This window comes from Nocardia sp. NPDC050799 (assembly GCF_040654015.1).
Lineage (GTDB): Bacteria > Actinomycetota > Actinomycetes > Mycobacteriales > Mycobacteriaceae > Nocardia.
This window is the reverse complement of the sequence record NZ_JBFAHF010000008.1, coordinates 183741-208645: the sequence shown is the minus strand read 5'-3', so window position 1 is coordinate 208645 and position 24905 is coordinate 183741. Positions and strand designations below refer to the sequence as shown.

Annotated in this window: 16 protein-coding genes; 7 read left to right on the top strand and 9 right to left on the bottom strand. The window is 70.8% G+C overall.

What is annotated here, in order from left to right; translation table 11 throughout:
• Nucleotides 1-131: 131 nt before the first annotated feature.
• The gene (locus tag AB0H42_RS11315; protein WP_357053406.1) at nt 132-4334 is read left to right on the top strand and encodes an alpha-(1->3)-arabinofuranosyltransferase; all 4203 of its coding nucleotides are present in this window, start codon (nt 132-134) and stop codon (nt 4332-4334) included.
• Here AB0H42_RS11315 and AB0H42_RS11310 read toward each other — a convergent pair.
• On the bottom strand, nt 4291-5511 hold the full coding sequence (locus tag AB0H42_RS11310) for a polysaccharide biosynthesis protein (protein WP_357053403.1): 1221 nt from the start codon (nt 5509-5511) through the stop codon (nt 4291-4293). The genes AB0H42_RS11315 and AB0H42_RS11310 overlap by 44 nt on opposite strands.
• A 113-nt stretch (nt 5512-5624) precedes the next feature.
• On the opposite strand from AB0H42_RS11310, the gene AB0H42_RS11305 reads away from it, so the two are divergent.
• Nucleotides 5625-7415, top strand: coding sequence for a hypothetical protein (locus tag AB0H42_RS11305; protein ID WP_357053306.1), 1791 nt, complete (start codon nt 5625-5627; stop codon nt 7413-7415).
• 176 nt (nt 7416-7591) lie between these two features.
• On the opposite strand, the gene AB0H42_RS11300 is transcribed toward AB0H42_RS11305, so the two are convergent.
• Nucleotides 7592-8800, bottom strand: coding sequence for a glycosyltransferase family 4 protein (locus AB0H42_RS11300; protein ID WP_357053400.1), 1209 nt, complete (start codon nt 8798-8800; stop codon nt 7592-7594).
• Between the two features lie 247 nt (nt 8801-9047).
• Between AB0H42_RS11300 and AB0H42_RS11295 the strand changes: the two genes are divergently transcribed.
• The gene (locus tag AB0H42_RS11295) at nt 9048-9839 is read left to right on the top strand and encodes a class I SAM-dependent methyltransferase (RefSeq protein ID WP_357053397.1); all 792 of its coding nucleotides are present in this window, start codon (nt 9048-9050) and stop codon (nt 9837-9839) included.
• 3 nt (nt 9840-9842) lie between these two features.
• Here the strand turns inward: AB0H42_RS11295 and AB0H42_RS11290 are convergent, their stop codons facing one another.
• The 5 genes from AB0H42_RS11290 to AB0H42_RS11270 form a co-directional block, all read right to left on the bottom strand.
• Nucleotides 9843-10157: a hypothetical protein gene (locus AB0H42_RS11290; RefSeq protein ID WP_357053303.1), complete on the bottom strand. Its 315-nt coding sequence runs from the start codon at nt 10155-10157 to the stop codon at nt 9843-9845.
• A 335-nt stretch (nt 10158-10492) separates the two neighbouring features.
• Nucleotides 10493-10675, bottom strand: coding sequence for a hypothetical protein (locus AB0H42_RS11285; protein WP_357053300.1), 183 nt, complete (start codon nt 10673-10675; stop codon nt 10493-10495).
• Nucleotides 10676-10946: 271 nt separating this feature from the next.
• Complete coding sequence (locus tag AB0H42_RS11280; RefSeq protein ID WP_357053297.1) at nt 10947-12779, bottom strand: phosphoenolpyruvate carboxykinase (GTP); 1833 nt, start codon at nt 12777-12779, stop codon at nt 10947-10949.
• A 240-nt stretch (nt 12780-13019) separates the two neighbouring features.
• Nucleotides 13020-14570, bottom strand: coding sequence for a hypothetical protein (locus AB0H42_RS11275; RefSeq protein WP_357053294.1), 1551 nt, complete (start codon nt 14568-14570; stop codon nt 13020-13022).
• On the bottom strand, nt 14557-15681 hold the full coding sequence (locus AB0H42_RS11270; protein WP_357053291.1) for a hypothetical protein: 1125 nt from the start codon (nt 15679-15681) through the stop codon (nt 14557-14559). Before AB0H42_RS11270 ends, AB0H42_RS11275 begins: the two co-directional genes overlap by 14 nt.
• Before the next feature lie 124 nt (nt 15682-15805).
• Here AB0H42_RS11270 and trmB point away from each other — a divergent pair, with 124 nt between their 5' ends.
• From trmB to AB0H42_RS11255, 3 genes are read left to right on the top strand one after another with little or no spacing between them, the layout of a single operon-like run.
• Complete coding sequence (gene trmB / locus AB0H42_RS11265) at nt 15806-16624, top strand: tRNA (guanosine(46)-N7)-methyltransferase TrmB (RefSeq protein WP_357053288.1); 819 nt, start codon at nt 15806-15808, stop codon at nt 16622-16624.
• Nucleotides 16624-17352, top strand: coding sequence for an NYN domain-containing protein (locus AB0H42_RS11260; RefSeq protein ID WP_357053286.1), 729 nt, complete (start codon nt 16624-16626; stop codon nt 17350-17352). The genes trmB and AB0H42_RS11260 overlap by 1 nt, the downstream gene beginning before the upstream one ends.
• Nucleotides 17353-21030: an MMPL family transporter gene (locus tag AB0H42_RS11255; protein WP_357053283.1), complete on the top strand. Its 3678-nt coding sequence runs from the start codon at nt 17353-17355 to the stop codon at nt 21028-21030. It begins immediately after the preceding gene.
• Nucleotides 21031-21048: 18 nt separating this feature from the next.
• Here AB0H42_RS11255 and AB0H42_RS11250 read toward each other — a convergent pair whose 3' ends face one another.
• Together AB0H42_RS11250 and AB0H42_RS11245 are read right to left on the bottom strand one after the other, a co-directional pair.
• Nucleotides 21049-21699: a DUF1707 domain-containing protein gene (locus tag AB0H42_RS11250; RefSeq protein WP_357053394.1), complete on the bottom strand. Its 651-nt coding sequence runs from the start codon at nt 21697-21699 to the stop codon at nt 21049-21051.
• Between the two features lie 122 nt (nt 21700-21821).
• Nucleotides 21822-23138, bottom strand: coding sequence for an AI-2E family transporter (locus tag AB0H42_RS11245; protein WP_357053280.1), 1317 nt, complete (start codon nt 23136-23138; stop codon nt 21822-21824).
• A gap of 167 nt (nt 23139-23305) precedes the next feature.
• Between AB0H42_RS11245 and AB0H42_RS11240 the strand changes: the two genes are divergently transcribed.
• Nucleotides 23306-24784, top strand: a complete 1479-nt coding sequence (locus AB0H42_RS11240; RefSeq protein WP_357053391.1) for an adenylate/guanylate cyclase domain-containing protein — start codon at nt 23306-23308, stop codon at nt 24782-24784.
• The last annotated feature ends 121 nt before the right edge of the window (nt 24785-24905 follow it).

The window sequence follows — 24905 nt, the reverse complement described above, 5'->3', positions numbered from 1 at the left end:
CGTCCCGTCCCCGCCGGAGCCTGTCGGCGGGGACGGCACACGTCTGACCCACGGTGCCCGTCCAGTCCGATCCCGTCGAACCTGCCGACGCGGCCCCCCGCTCCACCCTCGATGCGGCGCCCGCCGATGAACTGGGCCGCCGCTGGTTCCTCGGCACCGCGTTCGCGGCTTTCCTGCTGACCTTCCTGCAGGCCCCCGGCCTCACCGCCGCCGACACCAAATACGATCTCGCCGAGAATCCGCTCGGTTTCCTCGCCCGTGCCGCCCATCTGTGGAGCAGCCAGGCGCCGATGGGCCAGGTCCAGAACCAGGCCTACGGTTACTTTTTCCCGCACGGCGCGTTCTTCGCGCTCGGTGATGTGCTGCATCTGCCCGCCTGGGTCACCCAGCGGATCTGGTGGGCGCTGCTGCTACTCGCGGGTTTCTGGGGCGTGGTCAAACTCTGCGAAACGCTCGGGATCGGCAGCCGCGGATCACGGGTCGTCGCGGCCGCCGCCTACGCCCTGTCCCCCCGGGTGCTGACCACCGTCGGCTCGATCTCCTCGGAAACCCTGCCCATGATGCTGGCACCGTGGGTCCTGCTCGCGCCCGCCGCGCTGGGCACCGCCTACCGCAGGCATCGGCGCGGCGGCGTGCGGTCCCCGGCGGGCAGCGCGATGGCGCTGGCGCTGATGGGAGCGGTGAACGCCATCGCCACCGTGGCCGCCTTCCTGCCCGCGCTGCTGTGGTGGGCCAGTTTCCGGCCCAACCGCACATGGTGGCGGTTCACGCTGCGCTGGGTGCCGCTGCTGGTCCTGGCGGTGGCCTGGTGGGCGGTACCGCTCCTGCTGCTGGGCCGGGTGAGCCCGCCGTTCCTCGACTACATCGAATCCGCCGGGGTCACCACCCAGTGGGCGTCACTGGGTGAGGTTCTGCGCGGCACCGACAGCTGGACACCGTTCGTCTCCCCGGAACGGATCGCGGGCGCGGTGCTGGTCACCCAGCCCGCCGCGGTGCTGGCCACCGGGCTGATCGCCGTGGCCGGGATGGCCGGGCTGGCGCTGCGGTCCATGCCGGCCCGCGGGCGGCTGGTGCTGATCCTGTGCGTCGGACTGACCGGTATCTGCGCGGGTTATGTGGGACAGCTGGGCGGACCGTTCGCCGAACCCATCCGCGTCTTCCTCGACTCCGGCGGCGCACCGCTGCGTAATGTGCACAAACTCGAACCGCTCATCCGGCTGCCGCTGGTGCTGGGCATCGCCCAACTGCTGGCCCGGGTACCGCTGCCGGCCTCGGTCCGGCCGCAGGTGTGGCGGGCCGCGTTCACCAACCCGCACCGCGACCGCCGGGTCGCGGTCGCCATGCTGGTCCTCGCGGCGCTCGCGCTGTCCAGTTCCCTGGCCTGGACCGGGAAGCTCGCGCCCCGCGGGGCCTACGACGCGGTCCCCGCCTACTGGCAGCAGACCGCGGACTGGTTGCGGGCGAACGCCGCCGACACCCGGGCGCTGGTGGTCCCCGGCGCCCCCTTCGGCAGCCAGGTGTGGGGCCTGACCCGGGACGAACCCCTCCAAGCGCTGGCGCAGACCCCGTGGGCGGTACGGGACGCGGTCCCGCTGAATCCGCCCGGCACCATCCGGGCGATGGATTCGATACAGCGGCTGATCGCCGACGGCCGGCCCTCCGACGGTCTGGCCGGCGCACTGCGCGGGCAGGGCATCGGGGTGCTGGTCCTGCGCAACGATCTCGATCCGGACACCTCCCGTTCCACCCGCCCGCTGCTGGCGCACAACGCGGTGGAGGGGTCACCGGGGCTGCACAAGGTCGCCGAGTTCGGGAAGCCGGTGGAAAACGATTCCGGCCGGGACGATTTCGTGGTCGACGCGGATCTGCGGCCCGACTATCCCGCGGTGGAGATCTATCGGGTCGACGCCCCGGCCCCCGGCACTCCCGCCGAGGTGCGCGGCGGAACCGGAGCACCGGAGCAGTTCCCCGGCGCGTACACCGTGCCGCTCGAATCGGTACCGGTGGTCCAGGGCGGGCCGGAGGTACTGGAAAGACTGCATCGCGACCCCGCGACCTCGCACGAACCCACCCTGCTGGCCGCCGACGCCGCGGCCGCGGGCCTGCCGGTGGGCCCGGTGACGGTGACCGATACCCCGATGAACCGGGAGACCGATTTCGGCAGGGTGGACAACCACAATTCCGCGCTGCGCGCCCCCGGCGACGCGCGCCACACCCACAACCTGGCCCCCGACTACGCCGTACCGGGCGCCGAACTGGTGCAGGGCGGCTGGACCGGGGCCACCATCACCGCGTCGAGTTCGGCGGCCGACGCGACGCAGATCGGCGGCGCCGCCCCCGGCAACTCGACCGCCGCCGCCGTGGACGGCGACCCGGCGACCGCCTGGATCAGCAACGCGGGCGAATACGCCCTGGGCCAATGGATCCGGCTCGAACTCGACAAACCGTTCACCTCCGGCCTGCTGCGGTTCAACACCACCCCCGCCGCCATCGGCGATCCGGTGAAATGGGTGGAGGTGCGCACCAACAACGGCAGCGTCTCGGCCCGAATCAGCGAGCCCGGCGAACCGGTTTCGGTCGCGCTGCCGGTGGGCTCCACCGAATGGGTGAAGATCACCGCCATCCGCACCGAACGCGGCAGTACCGGCGGCCAGTTCGGGATCAGCGAACTGGGGCTGGAGGATTACACCGTGCGTGACGCCGGCGTTCCGGTCGAGATCCGGCACCGGACCGTCCTCCCGCCGCCGCCCTCGGGCGCCACGGTCACCGGGTGGGATCTGGGCCAGGAATTCCCCGGGCGCAGCGCGTGTTTCGGCAGTCCCGATCGCGTTCGCTGCGGTAAGGGCCTGGCGCTGGCACCCGAAGAGCTGGGCCCGTTCGGCCGGACGCTCTCCGTTCCGGCACCGGCCACCGTCGAACCGCGGCTCATGGTCCGCCCGCGGCAGGGTCCCGCGCTGGAGGCACTGCTGACCGACCCGGCGCGCCCCGTGGCACGCGGCGCCTCCGATGTGGGTGATCTACGCGGTTCCGCGTTCGCCGCCACCGACGGCGACCCCCACACCAGCTGGACCGCGCCGGAGGACACGGTCCGCGACACCCTGGGGCCCAAACCCGCGCTGACCATCGAACTTCCGGAGCCGACCCTGGTGACCGGCCTGGAATTGACGCCTTCGCTGGGCGGCCTGCCCGCCGCGCCCACCTCGGTCACGGTGAACCTCGGTAACGGCCCGCAGGTCCGGGAGATCGAGGAACCCGACGAAGTCTCCCGGATCGACCTGCATCCCACGGTCACCGACCGGATCGAGTTGAGCGTCCGCAGCTGGGAAGCCGTGCTGGACCGGACGGCGCTCGGCTATCACCAGGCCCAGCCGCCCGGCCTCGCCGAAATCGGCGTACTGGGCCCGCAGTATCCGCCGCCCGCGCCGGCGGACCGGCCGGTGACCGTCGGGTGCGACGCCGGACCGACCATCGCGGTCGGCGGCCGCCTGGTCCACACCAGCGTCACGGCCACCATGGGCGAACTGCGTTCGGGCGACCCGGTTCCCGCTCAGGTGTGCCCCGACGCGCCGCAGGACGCGGCCGCGTTCCCGGCCACCGCGCCCGGTGTCGTACAACCGGTCTCGCTGCCCGTGGGGGACGTCGACCTACTGGTCGCGCCGACGGAACTGTTCTTCGTCGACCGGCTGCGTCTGGTGAACACCCAGCCCGCCGCCCCCGCCCCGAGCACCGGCACCCGCCTGCTGACCCTGCCACTGAGTACCAATACCGGCTGGTCGGCCCATAGCGCCGACGGCCGCGAGCTGCGGCCGGTCGTGGTCGACGGCTGGCAGCAGGGCTGGTTGCTGCCCGCCGATACCACCGGCCCGGTGACCGTCTCCTTCCCGATCGACAGCTGGTACCGGCTCGCGCTACTCCTCGGCCTCCTGCTGCTGCTCCCCCTCATCGCCCTCGCCGTCCCACGCGGCCCCCGCACCGAGCCGGTGGCGGCGGCGCCCGGCGTGTGGTCGCCGCGGATACCGGCCGCACTCGCCCTGATCGCCGCCGCGACCCTGATCGCCGGGGTGACGGGCACGGTACTCACCGTCGCGGGCCTGGCCGCCGTGCGATTCGTGCCCCGGCTGCCGCGCCGCGCCCTCGCCGCGGTCGCCGGAGCGGGCACGGCGCTCTCGGCCGCCGCGCTGTCCACCGGCCCGTGGCGAATGCCCGGCGGTTATATGGGTGATTCGCTGTGGGTCCAGTTCCCGGCCCTGGTCGGGGTGGTCGCGGTCGGGCTGGCGGCGCTGCCCCGGATCAGGCGGGAGCCGGAACCCGGCGACCCGCCGCCATCCGGATGACCAGTACCGCGACGACAGTCGTGGTCACGGTGGCCACAGAGGCGACCGTGGCGATCAGTCCGGTGACACTGCTCGCCAGGGTGAGCACGAGCATCATCTCGAGGACCAGACCCGCCCACGCGATCCCCGCCAGCGCCGTCCGCTGCACCGCGATGGCCGACAGCAACGCCCCCTGCAGTACCGCCAGAATCGCCCCGTGCAGCGCGAACAACCACAGCAGGCCCTCGATCGGCGCGTAGTCCTGTCCCGCCAGAACCGGTGCCAGCGGAGCGGCCAGCGCCGCGCCCACCACGGCGACCACCCCGATGCCGGAGAGAACGGCGAGCGCCGAGCGCACGGCCGAACCGGACGAGGCCGGTTGCGCCATCCGCGGATACAGCACCACCCCGACCGCCTGCGGTAACCAGAACGCGACTTTGGTGGCGATCGTGCCCAGCGCGTAGCGGCTGGCGTCGGGTTCGTCCAGCACTATGCGGACCACGATGAGATCCGCGGAGGACAGCGCCATCAGGGCTGCCTGCACCTGCGCGGCCTGCAGAACCGCGAACACCCCGGCGAACCCACCCGCCACACCGGGCGTCCCGACCGGTACCGCGGCGGGACCACTCACCGATCCATCCGCCGGCACCACCGGCCGGCCGCTGCCCGCCACCACCCGGGCGTATCCCGCGGCGGCGGCGATACCGCCGGCGGCCGCCCACAGCGCCGGGGTCGCACCGCCGCCGCAGGCGAGTACCACCAGCGCCGGGAGCACCTTGGCGATACCGGTGACACCGAGCACCACCGCCAGACCCCGGAACCGGCGCGACCCCTGCAGCACCCCCTGGTCCCCGGCCAGCACCACCAGCGCGGGCGCCGATCCCAGTGCCGCCGCCGACGCCGCGATACCGACCTCGAGCAGCGCACTCACCACCGGCACCAGCACCACGACCGCCACGGCCACCAGCAGCGCGCACCGCCGGCGCAGCGCCCGCAGCGCGGCGATATCGGCGCCGTGCACGAGTTCGCGTGCCACCACGTTCTGCAGGGCCAGCGCGGGTACCGCGCACAACAGCTGCACGGCGAGCAGGCTGGCGAACTCGCTGTACCCGGCCACGCCGAGCCAGCGTCCGGCCAGCAGTTGCAGCAGATAGCTCGCGATATTCGCGATCATCGCCCCCGCGGTCACCAGGGTCATGTCCGCCACGGCGGGGAGACGGCGAACGAACTGCACGTGCGCAAGTGTCCCACCCGGCCCGGCGTCCATACCGGTCCGCCTCGCCGTGGCCGGCGAACGTAGGGTGACTGGCCGTGAGTGCGCAACGAACAGGCCGGTGGACGCGTCTGCTCCCGGCCGGTTACAGCCTGCTGCTCACCCTGCTGATCACCGCGCCCCTGCTGCGCCCCGGATACCTGCTGCTCCGCGACGCCGTGAGCACACCGCGCTCCTATCCCACCGACACCGCGCTGGGCCTGGGCGACGCGGCCCCGCGAGCCGTACCCCAGGACGCCCTGCTCGCCGCGCTGTCTCCGGTGATCGACGGCGGGTTGCTGGTGAAGGTCGTCCTGCTGGCCGCCCTCTGGGCCGCCGGTTACGGCGCCGCGGTGCTCGTCCGGGAGCTGCTCGGTGCCCCGCTCGCCGCGCAGCTGGTGGCGACCACTCTCGTCGTCTGGAACCCCTATATCGCCGAGCGGCTCCTCCAGGGGCACTGGAGCCTGCTCACGGGGTATGCCGCGCTGCCCTGGACGGCCCTGGCCGCACTACGGCTGCGCACCGCCGCCGGACGGCCCCGGTTCGACCGGTTCCGGGACTGGTCGGTACTGGCCGGCTGCCTCGCGGCCGCTGGCCTGACCCCCACCGGCGCCCTGCTCGCCACCGTGGTCGCGGTGACCGTGGCCGGATGGCGCCGCGTACCCGGGGTGACAGCTCTCGCGCTCCTGGCCTGCGCCCCGTGGCTGGTGGCCACCGCGGTCTCCGGGATCGCGGCCGAACCCTCTGATCCCGCGGGCGTCACCGCTTTCGCCGCTCGCGCGGAACCCTGGCTCGCCACGGTGGGCAGCCTCGCCGGACTGGGCGGTATCTGGAACGCCGAGGCGGTACCGGTATCGCGGACGACTCCGCTGGCCGCCGTCGCGACGATCCTGCTGCTCGCGGTCGTGCTGCTCGGGTTCCGGCGGGTCGCGGCACCCGACGCGGACCCCGACCGCACCCGCACCCGCCGGATCCTGCTGGTCCTGGCCGCCGCGGCCGTACTGGTCCCGGCGCTGGCGGCCACTCCCGCGGGACTCCCGGTGATGGAATGGCTGGTCGTCGAAGTACCCGGTGCGGGACTGCTGCGCGACACCCAGAAGTACGTGGCGCTGGCCGCTCCCGGCTACGCGCTGTGCGCGGCCGCCGCCTGCCTGGGCTTCGGGCGCATCAGCGCGAAGGCGGACACCCCGGGCGACGAGCACCCGGACCCCGCCGATGACCACGGTGATCCGGCCCGCTGGTCGCCGGGCCTGGCCGCGCTGTTCATCGGAGTACTGGCCCTGCCGCTGATCGACCTCGGCTGGGGTGTCGGCGGGCAGCTGCGGACGATCGAGTATCCGGCCTCCTGGCAGGAGATCGCCGAGCGCGTCGACGGACCCGGCGATATCGCCGTACTGCCGGGCGGTATGTTCCGCCGCTTCCCCTACACCGGACCCGCTCCGGTACTGGACCCGGCGCCGCGGCTGCTGCCCCGCGACGTCCTGCAGACCGGGGCGTTGCCCGTCCGCGGTGCGACGGTGACCGGCGAGGGCGCCCGGGCGCAAACCGTGGAGAACCTGCTCCTCGACGGCGGGTCGGCGGACGAACTGGCACAGCTCGGTGTCGGCTGGGTGCTCGTCGAACGGGATACCCCCGGCCCGCTCGGGAACTCCGCGGCGACGCTGGCGCAGTTGGCGCCGGTCCACAGCACCGGCGAACTGGCCCTGTACCGGGTACCGGATGTCCGGCTGCGGCCCGCACCCGAACACCGGTCGCTGGTGGTGGCCGCGCACATCCTGTGGGCGCTACTGCTGGTGACACCGCTCGCCGTCCGGGCCTCCGGGTTCGTGGTACGCAAAGTCGGGAGCTGAGGTCAGGTTGCCGGTACCGTAGCGCCGCCGAGAACACCGGGCGGGTGCGCCGAGGCGTGGAATCCCGAACGGCTCGTACGTCGAGGCCGAAATGCGGCAGACCGGGAATCGCGACCGGACGCAGGCAGCTCGGCACAGCCGGCAACGATTGCCCGGGTGCCGGGGGCGGCGTACCCTCAGGCGCCGGCCGGGAGTTCGGCGCGCGTCTCGGCAGCCACGTCCTCCCCCGGGGAGATCAGTCCGCTGACGCGCTGCCCCGCCGCGGCGGCTGCCAATACCCGGTGCACCCCCGAGGCGGTGTACTCCCAGGAGAACTCACGCGCCCGGGCCCGGGCCTTCTCGCCCATGATCGTGCGCGCGGCCGCGTCGTCCAGTAGTTCACCGACCGTGGCGGCCAGCTGAGCGGCGTCGTCGGCCAGCACCCCGGTCACGCCGTCGACGATGGAATCGGTGAGACCGCGCGACGAGCGGTAACCGACAGTGGGCACGCCGTGCTGGGCTGCCTCGATGACCGCCAGGCCCCAGCCCTCTTTACGCGAGGGCAGGACGTGCACCCAGGCGCGGGAGAGCAGCTCGTGTTTACGGCCCTCGTCGACGTGGCCGTGGAAGGTCACCGCGTCGGCGATACCGAGGGCAGCGGCCTGATCCCGCAGTTTGTCCGCCCACCAGCCGCCGCCGATCACATCCAGCCGCACCCCGGGGATCCGGGACCGCAACCGGGCGACAGCGGTGAGCGCGTCCTCGATCTGCTTGTGCGGGACGAGCCGCGACAGCACCACGACGCGGGGTTCGGGCGAACGGACGACCGCGCTGCCCGTCGGCACGTGCGCGGGGACCGGTTCCGCCCCGTTGCGGACCACCGCGATCCGGGATCGGTCGACACCGAGCGTCGCCAGTTCCTCGGCCGAGGGCAGGGAGACGGTGAGGTATTGGTCGGCGCGGTGCACCCGGGGCGAGAGCACCGATTCGATCCACCAGCCGATCCGGCCGACGAGCGCACCGGCCACCGGCCACTGCTCCCGGTGCCCGTGATGGACCAGCACCACCGAGGGCACACCCGAGACCAGCCGGGCGAAGAAAGGGATGCCGTTCTGCGTGTCGATCACGGCCTCGGGACGGATGCCGCGCAGCGGGCCGATACCGCACCGGCCCAGCGCGATGGCGGCCAGCGCGCGCGGATACACCGAGAACCGGCCCCCGCCCCGGCTGATCTCGATACCGTCGATCCGCTCCCGTTTGGGCGCACCCCGGTAGCGGGCGGTACGCAGCGTCACCTTCACACCGCGGGCGGCGAGGTGCGCGCCGACCTGTTCCAGGTACCGCTCGCTGCCGCCGCCCTGTGGATGACCGGTATCACGCCAGCAGAGCAGAAGTACTTCGCGCACGTGGCAGTTCTCCGGTGGGCTCGGGTCCCGCGCATGGGACATGGGCATCGCGGTACACCTTAACGCTCGAGCACGTCCGGCAAGTCGCCCACCTGCGTGTCCATTCGGTATCGAAGACCTCGCGACGGGGTATACCGGCTGCGAAATCTGTCATCTTTCACAATGTGCGAAACTCGGCATCGTGCTCGACGCCGAGGAATCAGCTGTGGACCGGATATCGCCCGAGACGGGCGGCGACGCCGATACCGTGTCCCGGCCCGGTTCCCCGGCCCGGTCGGCGCCGAGGCGTTTCCGCTTCGCGCGTCGCGCCTCGGTGCGCCGGTCACTGCGCCTGCTGCACAGTTTCCGCTTCGAACAGACCCATCCCGCGCGCTTCTATGGCGGTATCGCCACCGACAGCGCCCAGCTGCTCGCCGATTTCTACGCCGACCTCACCGGCCGCGACCTCGCCGGCGCCACCGTCCTCGATGTCGGCGGCGGTCCCGGCTACTTCGCCGACGAGTTCGCCCGAGCCGGTGCCCGCTATATTCCGGTGGAACCCGATCCCTCGGAGATGCACGCCGCAGGTATCTCGGTACCGGCCGCGGTCCGCGGCTCCGGGATGGCGCTGCCGTTCCGGGACGACGCGGTCGACATCTGTTTCTCGTCCAATGTCGCCGAGCACGTACCGGAGCCGTGGCGGATGGCCGACGAAATGGTCCGGGTCACCCGGCCCGGCGGCATGATCGTGCTGTCCTACACGGTGTGGCTCGGACCGTTCGGCGGCCACGAGACCGGCCCCTGGCACTATCTCGGCGGGGAGTACGCCGCCCGCCGGTATCGGCGCCGGCACGGTAAGGAGCCGAAGAACCGTTTCGGCACCTCGCTGTTCGCGGTCCGGGCGGCAGACGGGGTGCATTGGTCGCACCGCACATCGGCGCACGTCTTCGCACTGTTCCCCCGTTACCACCCCCGCTGGGCCTGGTGGCTGGTGCGGGTACCCGGCATCCGAGAGCTACTGGTCAGCAATCTCGTGGTCGTCGCGAGCAAACCTGGCTGAGGACTACAGCGCCACCTGCGCCCGGCTCCGGCCGATCCGGCCGCGCCAACCACTGCGTACCACCGGTTCGGCTCGGGTCCACGGTGATTCCTGAATGGCCAGGCCGACGGTTTCGAGAGTGGTGAGCCCCACGAGATCGGCCAGCCCACCCACCATCGCCACGGCTTCGGCGGCCTGCATGGCCGCTATCGCCTGCTCGGTGGTCAGGGTCCGCCCCGGTAGAAATGAGACGACCCAGCCGCCGCTGCCAACGCTTTTCGCTTGATGGTCGGTCTGGTCGCTGGTCATCAACGCCCGGCCGATCACTTGCACCGCCATGAACGCCTCTCCCAATCGCGGGTATTCGGTTCGATGAATGGAGCGAGCTGATATCTGGCTAATATCATGCGCCCTCCAGCAACAAAACGCAATAGTGCGTTCGATGAAACACGAACCGGGAGGTCGGATTTCGTGGGCCAGGCTACCCGCGACAATCCTGCAGCGACGGCCCACTCGCAGAACACAGATCGCGAGTTCTCCTCGCGCACAGCGCAACACCCGCGGGACCCGAAAGTTTGCCACAGCGCCCGGATTCCGCCATGCCGAAACGCCGGTCAGGCGAAATACCGCCTGCGCCAGCCGATCTCGGGCCACGAAAAAGTTCGTGTAGCAAACTAATCGGTGGCCGGCAACGCCCGGACAACGGGTACGCCGCAGTGAGCCGGATCGCCGTTCGCGACCACGTCGACCTGCCAGCCGACCGGAAGAACCGCACGCAACCGCCGCACGGCGCGGCATAGCGGCGTACTGACCAGCACACTGTCGATGCATTCCAGGGTCATGAACTCGTCGGCCATGTTCCAACCACCTCTCAGGGGTGATCGGCTCGGCCACGGATAACGACGGCGGAAGCCGATCGGGCGATATCGGGACGTCCAATCGGGGAATGCGTGGTCTGAGATCCAGGACACACCCAGAGTAAGGCACCCGAGGTCCCGAGCCCGCCCCGCCATGCCTGCGCCGGTTACCGCCCGCGATACGACGCGACCCGCGGCGAACAAGTGTTCGCCGCGGGTCGCGGAGAGGAATCGGTACGGTCACCCGGGCGAGCCCGGACGACCGCCCTGCTCACTGCACGCGCTGTTTGAGTGCCTCGAACTCGTCGCGCACACCGGAGGGCAGCTTGTCGCCGACGAACTCGAACCACTCCTCGATGAGCGGGATCTCGGCCCGCCATTCGTCCACGTTCACCGCGAGGGCCGCGTCGACATCCGCGGCTTCCACGTCCAGGCCGGCCAGATCCATCTGCGCGGCGGTCGGCACGTGACCGATCGCGGTGCTCTCGGCCTCGGCGGAACCCTCGATGCGGCCGACGATCCACTCCAGCACCCGGGAGTTCTCGCCGAAGCCCGGCCACAGGAAACGGCCGTCGTCACCGCGCCGGAACCAGTTCACGTAGAAGATCTTGGGCAGTTTGGCCGCATCGGCGTTCTTGCCGAGATTGATCCAATGCCCCAGGTAGTCGCCTACGTGGTAGCCGAGGAACGGCAGCATGGCCATCGGGTCACGGCGGACGGTACCGACCTTGCCCTCGGCCGCCGCGGTCTGCTCCGACGACAGCGTGGCGCCCATGAACACGCCGTGCTGCCAATCGAAGGATTCGGTCACCAGCGGCACCGTGGTCTTGCGCCGACCGCCGAACAGGATCGCCGAGATCGGCACACCCTGGGGGTCGTCCCATTCGGGCGCCAGGGTCGGGCACTGCGACATCGGGGTGCAGTACCGGGAGTTGGGGTGCGCGGCCAGCGTCTCGGTATCCCGCAGGTACCAGTCGTTGCCCTTCCAGTCGATCAGATGATCGGGCTCACCCTCGAGGCCCTCCCACCACACATCGTTGTCGTCGGTGCGAGCGACATTGGTGTAGACGGTGTTGCCCGCCTCCAGCGTCTCCATGGCGTTGGGGTTGGACGAACGGTTGGTGCCGGGCGCGACACCGAAGAAACCGAACTCGGGGTTCACGGCGTAGAGGCGGCCGTCCTTGCCGAAGCGCATCCAGGCGATATCGTCGCCCAGGGTTTCCGCGCGCCAGCCCGGTACGGTCGGCTGGATCATGGCGAGGTTGGTTTTACCGCAGGCGCTCGGGAACGCCGCCGCGATGTAGTAGGCCTTGTTCTCCGGGGAGATCAGCTTGAGGATGAGCATGTGCTCGGCCAGCCAGCCCTCGTCGTGGGCCATGGCCGAGGCGATCCGCAGCGAGTAGCACTTCTTGCCCAGCAGCGCGTTGCCGCCGTACCCGGAGCCGTAGCTCCAGATCTCCCGGTCCTCGGGGAAGTGGGTGATGTACTTGGTGTCGTTGCACGGCCACGGGACGTCGGCCTGGCCCTCGGCCAGCGGGGCGCCCACCGAGTGCAGCGCTTTCACGAAGGGCCGATCCGTGCCCAGCGACTCCAGCGCGGCCCGGCCCATCCGGGTCATCACCCGCATGGACACCACGACATATTCCGAGTCGGTGATCTCGACACCCAGTTTGGGGTCGTCGGCACCGAGCGGGCCCATGCAGAACGGCACCACGTACATGGTGCGACCCTTCATCGAGCCCCGGTAGAGCTCGGTCATGGTGGCCCGCATCTCCGCGGGCTCGACCCAGTTGTTCGTGGGGCCGGCGTCGGCCTCGGACTTCGAACAGATGAAAGTGCGCGATTCGACCCGGGCCACGTCGGAAGGATCGGATAAGGCCAGGAACGAGTTCGGCTTCTTCTTCTCGTCGAGCTTGCGGAAGGTGCCCGCCTCGACGAGCTGGGTGGTGAGCCGATCCCATTCGGCGTCGGAACCGTCCGCCCAGACGACTCGATCCGGCTGAGTCAGTTCGGCGACCTCCTGAACCCAGGCGAGCAGTTCGCTGTGTTCGGTCGGCGCGGTGCCGTCGGATCCACGAAGACCGGGAATGGTCGCTGAGGTCATGAAAACTCTCCTGAAATGGGCGACGCCGCTGCCTCCGCCCTGGCCCATGGGCCCGTGACCAGCGCGAAAACACCTAGCGCCACCATTGGCGGGTGAGGCTTCCGCAACGGCCCGCCGTGCGCGCCGCCGGATCGAGGCGGTGCACATAGGGCGGAGCGGACGCCCAGGTTCCTGTCTAGAGATTAACGCGGTATTGCGCCCCCTATGGAAGCGGGTTGCCGATCAATAGGGGTGGACAAACTATTTTCCGGCGGTCGGGGTCCACTGGTCCAGTACCTGCCGGTCACGGGCACACGCGGCGAGTCGGCCGGGCTGTCCGGTGGTGGCCCGGCGCAATGCCACCTCCAGTTCGGCGACCCGCCGGTCCATCTCCACCATGCCGGCCGCCGCGGCCCGCACCATTTCGTCGGAAAGGTCGGATTCCGTCTCCACCAGCGCGGTTACCGCTCGCTGCTCGAGCTGGGCTTTCACATTCGCCACCGCGTCGGCGACCCAGTGTCGCAGATGATCGCGGTCGGCGAGCTGGCGGCGCGCCCGCACCACCCACGCGGCCGCGCCCGCCCCCAGCAGCAGGGTTACCGGCACGCTCGCGGCGTCCAATGCCGGTACCAGCGCGAGCGGCGACACCATCAGCCGTCCCAGACCCACCCCGGCCGAGGCGCCCAGCACGATCATCAGGTGATCTTCGACACCCCCGCGCCGGGGTTGCGGATCCGGACCGAGCGTGGGCGCGGGCTCGTACCGTGGTGCGGGGGTCCCCTCCGCGGGAGGGACGCTCGCCGGGTGCGCGGCGGCCGCCCGCGCCCGCAGTTCGGCCAGCCGGGCGGCGATATCCAGATCCACCGTCCAGGTCAGCTGCCCGACCGCCTGCCGCAGCCGCTCCGGGAAGTCGCGCCGGCCCGGGCGATCCATGCTGTCCAGTTCGGCCCGGGCCTCCGCGTGCAGCGCCCGGACCCGGGAGCCGACCTGGGTGAGCAGGTCCACGCGGGCCAGGTTGATCTGGGCCCGCAGGGTGGACACCGCCACCGCGCGCCCGCCGTCGCGATCGGCGAGCAGCCGGGCCCGTTCCGCCCGCAGCAGCTCCACCTCGGTACCAGACCGGAGCTGCGCTTCCTCCTGCACGATGCGGTCCCGCGTTCCGGCGACCACCTGGGCGAGGGCGGCCGCGCGGCGAGCGCCCGCGGTCGCGGTATCGGTGGTGAGCGCGACCAGCCGGGTGTGCAGCGCGGCCAGCCCGGAACGGTCGAGCAGCGTCGAATCGGCCCCGGGCCGCGCGGCCCGGGCCAACCGGGCCGATACCGGCACGATCTCGCAGTCCAGCTCCGCGGCGGCCAGCAGTTCGGCGCTGCGGTCGCGGACCAGGTGCCAGTCCCTGTGCGCGTCCGTGCCGTTCAGCACCAGCAGGACCCGGGCCCCCTCGGCACACAGCCGGCGCACCGTATCCAGCTCCGCCGCGCCGATCACCACACCGGCGTCGAGGATCAGCAGCACCACACTGCCCGGGGCGGCGCTCACCCACGGATCGGCCGTGGGCGAGCCGAGTTCGATCCGGGGCTCGATCCGGGTCAGTTCGGTGCGCAGCAGCGCGGTGTTCGCGTCGTCGGCGCCGATGAGCCGGACCCCGGCCGCGCCATCGGAGATTGGCATCGTGCGTAACAACGCCATACCCTGCGGATTCCAGCGCGCCACCACCTCGGCCACGGCGTCGGGCAGCGTATGCACCGCCGCGGTGTCCGCGGCCGCCGCGAGACCGGGCGGCCCCGCCGCCGGGCCCGGGTCAGAGTCCGACACTGCTCATCCGCTCCCACATCCGGACGTATCCGTTGTGGACCCGGATGGCCGCGCGACGCGCGCCCGGCGCCATATCCCCGGCCACCACCGCCCGCCACCGGATGGCGCGGGCCAGCGCGTCGTCGGCGTCCTCGGGTTCGGGGCGGGGATATCCCGCGGCCAGATGGGCGACCTCCGGGTCGACCAGCCCGCCGCACAGCGCCAGCCACCTGGCCTCGTCGGTGTCCAGGTATTCGGTGATCAGTGCCCGCGCCCGGCTGCTCCCGTGCGGCACGGCACGCGCCGCCAGCCGGGTCAGTTCGTCGATCAGCACACCCGCCCGCCGTGCTATCGCCTGCCGATAGCGCTGACCGAGCAGCTGGGCCACCGGGTCTACCCCGCTGACGGTGTGCAGGATCTGCAGCACGGTCTGCGGGGCGAGATCCGGGTCGCGTTCCAGGGCGGCCAGTCCACAGGCCAGCCCGTACAGATCCCAGCGTTCGAGCAGTTCCGTGCGTTCGGCGGTATCGGGGCCCACCGTCGGCGAGACGAAGGCCTCGGCGGAGAGGGCCGCCACGATGCCGGACTGCGCCAGCCGGCGCAGCAGCGCCAGATCGGTTTCCTGGAAGGCACCGGAAACGGTCCGCGCGGCCAGCGAACCCACCATGGGGAACGCGGGCAGCCGGAACTCCCGGCCGAACTGCCGGGCCGCGCCCACCGCGTCCGCCCAGCCGGTGCCGATCGCGTCGGCCTTGTTCACCACCAGAATCGTGCGTTCCGGACGCAGCGACCCGAGCAATCGCCGGTCACCCGGCGAGGGGGTGCTGGCCAGTACGTAGACGACGATATCGGCGTCGAGCACCGGATCGGGGAAGCCCGGTTCGTCGACGGGCGCGGTCTCCACCGCCTGCTGCAGTCCCAGTGCCCGGGCCACGGTGGTGCGTCCCGCCCGGGCGCGCCCGGCGACCTGCGCGCGCGGCAGGGTCCGCCAGCGCTGCACCGCCACCTCGATACCGTTCGCGATACCCGCGTCGGCCCCGTCGCCCATCCGGAGCGTGGAGATCAGCCGGTCCAGCGGATCCCCGGCCCCGGCATCCCGCAAATACCGGTCCGATCCCTCGACTGCCGACATGCGCCACACCCCCTTCTTCCGGTGCGCATTCTGTCAGAACCGGGGCCGCTACGCCCGGGTGCGGACCGCGTCCGCCCTACCAACGGGTAGCCCCCTACCGGTCCGTTGCGGCCCGGAACCGGCCATGCTGGACAATAGGGCTGTGAACGACGCTGTGCACCCCGGCTCCGAGTCCGTTCCGGTCGCCCTCTCGGAAAACTCCGGCGATACCGGAGACCGGCGGCGACGGCATGCCGGCTCCCGGCTCTACCCCCGGGTCACCAGCTTCCGGTCCCGGCGCGGCGCACTCACTCCCAACCAGCAGAAATCCTGGGATCGCAGCTGGCCGGTGCTCGGCCGGGAGGTCGCCGACGAACCGCTCGACGCCGCGGCGTGGTTCGGCCGCTCGGCACCCCTGGTCATCGAGATCGGGTGCGGTACCGGAACGGCGACCGCCGCCATGGCGCTGGCCGAACCACAGTTGAACCTGATCGGTATCGAGGTCTACCAGCCCGGCCTGGCCCAGCTCGTGCAGCGGATCGAACGCGAGGAGATCGGCAATATCCGGCTGCTGCGCGGCGATGCCGTGGATGTGCTGGAGAACATGATTGCTCCCGGATCGCTGACCGGTGTGCGCGTATTCTTCCCGGACCCGTGGCCCAAGGCACGCCACCACAAGCGCCGGCTGCTGCAACCGGCCACCCTCGCGCTCGTCGCCGATCGGCTACGGCCCGGCGGAATCCTGCACGTGGCGACCGACCACGCCGGGTACGCCGAGCACATCGCCGAGGTCGGCGCGGCCGAGCCCCTGCTCATCGGCGTGAACGGGACCGTGGGGGGAGCCGGTACCGCGCGCCGCGACACCGCGCCGATCGGTTTCGAGCGGCCGGTCACCAAATTCGAGAGCAAGGCACACACCGCTGGTAGTGCGATCAACGAGTTCATATGGGGCAAGATCGAATGATGAGCGTCAGTGAGATGGCCCCGGCCGGCGACGAGGTTGCCGGAAGTCTGCACGAATCCGGCGACGAGTCGGTAGGGCCGGATACGGACGGTCTGCGGCGGGTCCTGCTGGTCTGGGACGCGCCGAACCTGGATATGGGGCTGGGCGCCATCCTGGGTGGGCGGCCCACCGCCGCCTATCGGCCTCGCTTCGACGCGCTCGGCCGGTGGCTGCTGGCCCGCACCACCGAGCTCTCCGTCGGCGAGAAGAACCGGCTGGAGCCCGAGGCGACCGTATTCACCAATATCGCCCCCGGCACCGCGGATGTGGTCCGGCCGTGGGTCGAGGCGCTACGTAATGTCGGTTACGCCGTTTTCGCCAAACCGAAGATCGACGAGGATTCCGATGTCGATTCGGACATGCTCGGCCATATCGCCCAGCGCACCCGGGGCGCCGGGCTGGCCGGGATCATCGTGGCCTCGGCCGACGGTCAGGCCTTCCGGGAGCCGCTGGAGCAACTCGCCGCCGACGGCATCCCGGTTCAGGTGCTCGGCTTCCGCGAGCACGCGAGTTGGGCAGTAACATCCGATACTCTCGAATTCGTCGACCTCGAGGACATCCCGGGAGTTTTCCGTGAACCGCTGCCGCGGGTGAGCCTCGACTCGCTGCCCGACGAGGGTGCCTGGCTGCAGCCGTTCCGGCCGCTGTCGGCGCTGCTCACCTCTCGCCCCGCACAAGGAGTCGCTTAAGTGTTCACCCGCTGGGGCGATCTGGTCTATCGGTTGCGATTCGCCGTCATCGGAGTTGTCGTCGCCGGGATGCTGGGCCTTGGGGCCTACGGTCTCGGCTTGGCCGACCATCTGAGCTCCAGCGGTCTGTTCGATCCGAATTCCGAATCGGTGACGGCCGCCGAACTGTCCGACGAGGCGTTCGGCCGCGATCACAATGCCGATGTGCTGGTGCTCTACACCGCCCCCGAGGGCCAGACCGTCGACAGCGATCCGGCCTTCCGGGACAAGATCGTCGACAGCCTGAACCGGTTGCCCCGGGAACATCCGGACCGGATCGCCAAGGTGAACGGCGCCTACTGGAAGACCGAGACCGGCGAAGCCCAGCCCGCGGTATTCGGCTCCCAGGACAAGACGAAGACCTTCGCCTCCATCGCGATCGTCGGCGACAACGACACCGATATGGTCCGCAACTATCGCGCGGTCAAGGACGTCTTCGACATCGAGGGCGTGAACGTGCAGGTCGCGGGCCTGCAGCCGGTAGCGGGCACCCTTAACGACACCATGGCCCACGACCAGCACCGGATGGAGATCCTGGCCATCCCCGCCGTGGGCATCTTGCTGTTCTTCATCTTCGGCGGCGTGGTGGCGGCGGCGCTGCCACTGATCATCGGCGGCCTGACCATCATCAGCGCCAACGGCATCATCATGATGCTGACGAAGGTCACCGAGGTGAACACGTTCGTGGGCGCGGTGGTCTCCATGATCGGCCTGGGTCTGGCCATCGACTACGGCCTGTTCATCGTCAGCCGGTTCCGCGAGGAATTGGCCGAGGGGTACGACACCCGTGCCGCGGTCCGACGCTCGGTGGTCACCGCCGGACGTACGGTTGTCTTCTCCGCGACCATGATCATCGCGAGCCTCGGCGGCCTGCTGCTGTTCCCACAGGGCTTCCTGAAATCCATGGCCTACGGCACCATCGCGACCGTCGCGCTGGCCGCCCTGGCCTCGATCACCCTGCTGCCCGCCATGCTGAGTGTGCTGGGCAAACGGGTGGACATGCTCAGCTTCAAGCAGATCCGCAAGACCAAATCAGCCGAGGAGGTGGAGGCCAGCTTCTGGGGCCGCGCCACCACCTGGGTCATGCAGCATCCGCTCAAGATCGCCATTCCGATCTGTGTGCTGCTCCTGCTGCTGATCATCCCGGTGAAGAACCTGGCCTTCGGCGGTATGAGCGAACGCTATCTGCCGCCGGACAACGACACCCGCGTCGCGCAGGAGGATTTCGACAAGACCTTCCCGCTACGCCAGTCCGACCCCATCCAGCTGGTGTTCGTCGGCGAGGACACCCGGGCCATCGCGAAGGTGGTGCGCGAGGCCGACAAGGCGCCGGGCCTGGCCGACGCGTCCGGTTTCTCGGTGCCGTCGGAGTCCACAACCCATTCCGGGGTCTTCCGCAGCAGCGCGACACTCCTCGATTCCGAGGACTACCGGCCGACCGTGGAGTATCTGCGGGCGATCGAAGCACCCGACGGCGTGACCGTGTACGTCGGCGGGCAGCCGACCCTGCAGGGCGACAGTATCGACGCGCTGCTGGACCGGATGCCGTTGATGATCGCCATGGTGCTGCTGGTCACCACGGTGCTGATGTTCCTCACCTTCGGCTCCCTGGTGCTGCCCATCAAGGCCGCGCTGATGAGCGCGCTCGGCCTCGGCTCCACCCTGGGCATCCTGACCTGGATCTTCGTCGACGGCCACGGTGCCGGGCTGCTGAACTTCACGCCGCAGCCGATCATGTCGCCGGTGCTGGTGCTGATCATCGCGATCATCTACGGCTTGTCGACCGACTACGAGGTGTTCCTGCTCTCGCGCATGGTCGAGGCCCGGGCGATGGGCGCCTCGACCACCGAGGCGGTGCGGATCGGCACCGCGCACACCGGACGGATCATCACCGCCGCGGCGTTGATCCTGCTGGTGGTGACCGGCGCGTTCGCCTTCTCCGATCTCGTGATGATGCAGTACATCGCCTACGGCATGATCGCCGCGCTGATCATCGACGCCACCATCCTGCGCATGCTGCTCGTACCGGCGACCATGAAGCTGCTCGGCGACGACTGCTGGTGGGCCCCGGCCTGGATGAAGCGGATCCAGCAGAAGATCGGCCTGGGCGAACCGATCCTGGACGATGAGCGTCCTGGCGGCGGCGATGTGGTCGACCTGGTCAAGACCACCCCGGTCACCGATCCGGTCACCATGCAGATGCCGGCGCTCGGCACCGAGAAGCAGCGCAAGACCCCGGTGCTCAAACGCACCCGCGAGGAGATCGAGGCCGCCGCGCCCACCGCGCATATGCAGGCGGTGCCCAAGGGGCCCCGCAAGGCCGGGGGCAAACAGCCGCCCGCCGCCCCGTCGGCACCCAAACAGCAGATGCCCACCCCGCCGGACCCGACCCGCCCGCGCGCCAATCCACCCGCCGACGGCCCGGCCGAACCCGGCCGCGGCACCGCCGAGGATTCCGGCCGCGGGCCACGACCCGCGGCGGCGCAGCCGCCCGCGGAGAGCCCGGCGACGCCGAACCGGACCCCGCAGCAGCCGGGCGCGGAGCCCGGCCCGACACCGTCGTCCGGCCCGGTCCCGGGCCGTCTCCCGAGCCGGGCTCCCGAACCCGGCCGCGGTCCGGGTGGCCCTGCCGCCGAGCCGGGCCGTACTCCCGGCCCGCGCAACGACTTCCGGCCGCTGCCCGGCCGTACCCCCGGCGGTCGGCCCGGGCCGGGCCGTCCCCAGCCGAATCAGCCCGGCCCGGAGCAGCCCACCCCGCCGCCGAACGCGCAGCGCACTCCGCCCGATCCGGGTGGTCCGGCCGGCTCGCCCCGGCCCGGTTTCGCCACCCCGAACCTGCGCGGTCTGTTCGCCTCCGAACCGACCGAGGACGGCGAGACCCAGGACGCCGGTGGCCGCACCGTCTACCCGAGCCCCGCCGATGCTCCCCCGGCACCGCCCACCCCGCAGCAGGCCCGGACCACCGGCGGCGCGGGCCGCCCCCGGCCGGACAGTTCACCGCGGCTCCCCGGACAGCCCGGCGGTGCCGCCCGCCCGCCCGCCCCGCCGCGTCCCGCGGCGCCCGAGGGGCGGCCGCCCGGTCGTCCCGGTCCCGGACAGCCGGGCGGATGGGCAGGCGACGGAAATCGTCCGGCACCCGGCCAGGGGCCGGCGCGACCGCCCGCACCGCCACGCCGCCCCGGACCGGACGGACAGCCGGGTCCGGCGGACGCGCGCCCGCGGCAGGACCAGGGTTCGCAGCCGCGGCCGATTCCCCGGGCTCCCGAACCCGGCAGCCCGGGCCCGGCCGCCCGACCCGCCTCGGGTCTGCCCGAACTCCCGCGCCGGGTACCGGGCGCTCAGCCCCCGGCGGTACCCGGCCTCTACCCCGCGCCGGAACCGCCTACCCGGCCCGCCGAACGTCCGGCCCCCACCGGATCGCGGCCCGACAGCCTGGCGCAGCAGTCCGCCGGCGGGGCCGGCCCGCAGCAGAACGCGGACCCGCGCGAACGCAACAGCATCGAATCGTGGATGGCGGGGCTGCGGTCCGCGCGGCGCCGGCAGGCCGGGATGCCGGCCGACGACTCGGGCCGCCACCAGCAGAACGAGGGCCGTTCGGTCAGCGTCAACGAACTGCTGCGCCGGCGCGAGCAGGATTGACGCCGCCGGGCAGCCGGCTCAATGCCCGAGCAACCGGCGCCAATGGGCAGCGAAAGGTTGTTTTGCGGTGACCGAGCCGAACCGGACCCGGCCGTGTACCAGCAGATGCAGCGGTCCGATCGGCGGACCGCTGCGCACTTTGTTGTTCACGCTGGACCCGACCAGTTCGAGGCCGTCCAGGTCGACCGTGGCCTCCTGCGGCACCACCAGGGTGAGGGAACTGGCGTAGTCGTCGACCTGGATCTCCACCACCTGGGTGGTCATGATCGCCTGGGTGAAATCCAGAGTCACCCCGGACAGCCAGCTGTTGACCCGCAGCATCGGGGCGACCTGCCAGTTGCCCCGGCGGTACAACCCCGACATCCGTGGCCGGATGACCCCGCCCTGCACCATCCCCGACAGTCCCGCGCGGGCGGCGTCCCCGGGTCGCGGTAGCGGTACCGGCTTACCGTGACCGGTCCGCTCGGTGGTGGGTTCGCCGATCAACCGGACCCCGGGCAGGTCGACGAGCACCGAGTTCAGCTCGCCGCGGGTCTTGGCGACCAGCGCGGTGTCCATCCGCTCGGTGAACTCACCCAGGGAGAGCATGCCCAGACCCACCGCGCGCTGCAGGAGCTGCCCGACATGTTCCCGTTCGGCGTCGGATACACGCAGGTCCCGGTTGCCCACCTGGCTACCGGAACCCGCACCGTCGAATACCGGATCGGGGCCGTTCATAGGACCGAGATTACCCAGCACAGCCCGGATCCCGCATCAGGGCATTCCCGGATGCGGGGGTGGCAGGCACCACGTCAGCCCTGCTCATCTCCGGTTTCCCGGCGGCTGGCGGAGATGCTCGGCCCGGGGTTCGCACCGTCCCCACGCGGCTGCGGATCGGCGGTCCGGGCCAGCGCCAGCCGGCGTTGCGCTTCGGCGAGCAGAGCCCCGATATCGAAACGGCCCAGTACCTGGGGACCGCTCACGGAATGCTCGCCGTCCTCCGCTGAATCCGGTTCGGCCACATAGATCCCTTTACGATCGGGTGCCGGTTCGCCGAGCAACTCCTCGGGGTCCGCGGCGAGCAGTGAGCGGATCGCGGTGTTCAGCACCGCGACCAGCGGTACCGCGAGCAGACCGCCCGCGATACCGCCCAGCACCACACCCGCGGCGATCGCGAGTACCACCGCCAGCGGATGGATCCGTACGGCACGCCCGAGCAACAACGGTTGCAGCACATGCCCCTCCAGCTGCATCACCGCGACGATGATGCCGAGGACGATGAGCGCGGTCACGAAACCCTTGGTCACCAGTGCGATGAAAACCGCCACGAAACCGGCCAGAAACGCACCGATGATCGGGATGAACGCGCTGATGAACACCAGCGAGCCCAGCGGCAGCGCGAGCGGCACACCGAGCAGGGCCAGCCCGGCGCCGATCCCGATCGCGTCCACCGCGGCGACCACGACGGTGGCCCGCACGAAGCCCACCAGCGAACCGAACCCGAGTTCCCCGGCGGTGCGCACCCGTTCCCGATGCTCGGTCGGCACGACGCGGGTGACGAAACGCCAGATCTGGTCACCGCTGTAGAGCAGGAAGATGAGGATGAAGAGGGTGAGGAAGGTGCCGGTCAGGATGTGACCGATCATGGTCGCGGTGGTCAGCGCGCCGCTGGTCAGCGTGTCCTGGTTGGACTGGATGGCCCGGACGGTGGCATCGCCGGCATTGCGGATCTGGTCGTCGCTCAGGTGCATCGGACCGTTGATGGCCCAGTCCTGGACCTTGTGGATGCTGTTGGTGAACTCGTCGGACAACTGCGGCACACCCACCACGAACTGCTCCACCACGAAGGTCACCACGCCGGCGACCAGCCCGAGCGAACCGACCAGCGCGACGAAAACCCCGAGCCCGCGCGGCACCCCGCGGCGCTGCATCCAGTCCACCAGCGGCGCCAGCAGCGCGGCCGCCAGCATGGCGATGGCCAGCGGGATCACCACCGTGTCGAGTCGCCGCACCGCCGCCGCCAGCACCGCGACCAGGGCGAAGATCACCAGCAGCCGCCAGGCCCATTCGGCGGTCTGCCGGACGATGGGGTGAACGGCGTCTGCGGCAGATGGTTTCGGCTCGGTCACTCCGCCGAGCCTAGTGAGGGCAGCGGGCGAAGCCCACCAACAGGCCGCGCACGGCCGGAGCGGAGGCGGAGGTGCGCGTACCTGCGCAACCCGGGAGGACTGGACGGTCGGCACCGGGCGCTAGATTGGTACACGTGTCAGCGCCATTGGAAGCGGTCAAACAGACCATGCATACGCGCTGGCCCCTGTACCTCACCTCGATGCTGCTCGCGAATGCTTTCGGCGCCGTATTGGTGTGGGCGTTCATCCAGTACGGACTGCCGGTTCCCGAAGGGGAGGAGCCCGGTACCCGGCAGGTGGGACTGCTGGTCCCGGCCATCGTCTTCCTCACCGGCGGTTTCCTCAGTGTGGCGGCCTCGGCCCTGATGCTCCGGCCGGTGATGCGCTGGCAGGTGCGCGGCGGTCCGCCCAGCCGGCAGGAACAGATGGCCGCCCTGCACGCGCCGCTGCGGCAGGCGATTCTGCATCTGGCCCTGTGGATTCTCGGCGGCGGGGTGCTGGGCGCGGCGATCATCTCCGAGACCCCGGCCCTGGCCGGTACCGTGATCATCACCGAATGTATGGCCGCGACCATCGTGTTCGGTTTCACCTACATGCTCGGTGAACGGATTCTGCGCCCGGTGGCGGCCGAGGCACTCACCGCCGGACGTTTCGACCACACCCTGACTCCCGGTGTCGGTACGCGGATGGCAATGACCTGGGGGCTGGGCACCTTCGCCCCGACCATCGCCATCGTGCTGCTGTGTGTCACCCAGATCTCGTCGGATGTGAAGTTCTCCGCGCAGTCGCTGGCGGTATCGATCCTGCTGCTGTGCGGGGTGGTGATCATGCAGGCGCTGGCCCTGTCCATGCTCACCGCGTCCAGCATCTCCGACCCGGTCCGCCAGCTCAGCCAGGCCATCGACCAGGTGCAGAACGGTGCCCGCGATGTGCAGGTGGAGGTTTTCGACGGAAGCGAGATCGGCCTGCTGCAGGTCGGTTTCAACCGGATGATGGAGGAGGCGGCCACCCGGCAGCGGCTGCAGGAACTGTTCGGCCAGCATGTGGGCGCCGAAGTGGCCCAGCGCGCGCTGGACTACGGCACCGAACTCGGCGGGGAAACCCGATTCGTGGCAGTCCTGTTCGTGGACATGGTCGGCTCCACCGCGACCGCCGCGGAACATCCGCCCACCGAAGTGGTGAGCCTGCTCAACGAATTCTTCCGGGTGGTGGTGGATGTGATCGACCACCACCACGGGTTCGTCAATAAATTCGTCGGCGACGCCGCGCTCGCGATTTTCGGCGCGCCGCTGGACCGCCCGGACGCACCGACGGCCGCGCTGGCCGCCGCCCGCGATCTGCGCGAGGCATTGCGCGCGGTCGCCGGACTGGATATCGGTATCGGAGTTTCCGCGGGCCTGGCGGTCGCGGGGAATATCGGTGCCGCCAACCGCTTCGAATACACCGTTATCGGCGATCCGGTGAACGAGGCGTCCCGGCTCACCGAACTCGCCAAGGACCACCCCGGCCGGGTACTCGCCTCCGGTTCGGCGCTGTATTTCGCCGAGGACGGCGAGCAGCGGCACTGGACGGCCGGCGAAGAAGTGCAACTACGCGGCCGCCGCCGCAAGACGAGGCTGTCCTGGCCGAGCGAAACCGTGGACTAGGCGTACCTCCGCATTCGCTCCGGCCGTGCGCTCCGTGCGTACCTCCGCATTCGCTCCGGCCGTGCGCGTCACCATACCGACCGACCGCCCACCACACCGACCCGAGCCGACCTCGCCCGCT

What these genes read in the sequence shown, in the direction of transcription:
- AB0H42_RS11310 (WP_357053403.1), bottom strand. Translation starts at nt 5,511, where the DNA reads ATGACCCTGGTGACCGCGGGGGCGATGATCGCGAATATCGCGAGCTAT.
- AB0H42_RS11290 (WP_357053303.1), bottom strand. Translation starts at nt 10,157, where the DNA reads ATGGCGGTGCAAGTGATCGGCCGGGCGTTGATGACCAGCGACCAGACC.
- AB0H42_RS11285 (WP_357053300.1), bottom strand. Translation starts at nt 10,675, where the DNA reads ATGGCCGACGAGTTCATGACCCTGGAATGCATCGACAGTGTGCTGGTC.
- AB0H42_RS11280 (WP_357053297.1), bottom strand. Translation starts at nt 12,779, where the DNA reads ATGACCTCAGCGACCATTCCCGGTCTTCGTGGATCCGACGGCACCGCG.
- AB0H42_RS11270 (WP_357053291.1), bottom strand. Translation starts at nt 15,681, where the DNA reads ATGTCGGCAGTCGAGGGATCGGACCGGTATTTGCGGGATGCCGGGGCC.
- trmB (WP_357053288.1), top strand. Translation starts at nt 15,806, where the DNA reads ATGCTGGACAATAGGGCTGTGAACGACGCTGTGCACCCCGGCTCCGAG.
- AB0H42_RS11260 (WP_357053286.1), top strand. Translation starts at nt 16,624, where the DNA reads ATGAGCGTCAGTGAGATGGCCCCGGCCGGCGACGAGGTTGCCGGAAGT.
- AB0H42_RS11240 (WP_357053391.1), top strand. Translation starts at nt 23,306, where the DNA reads ATGCATACGCGCTGGCCCCTGTACCTCACCTCGATGCTGCTCGCGAAT.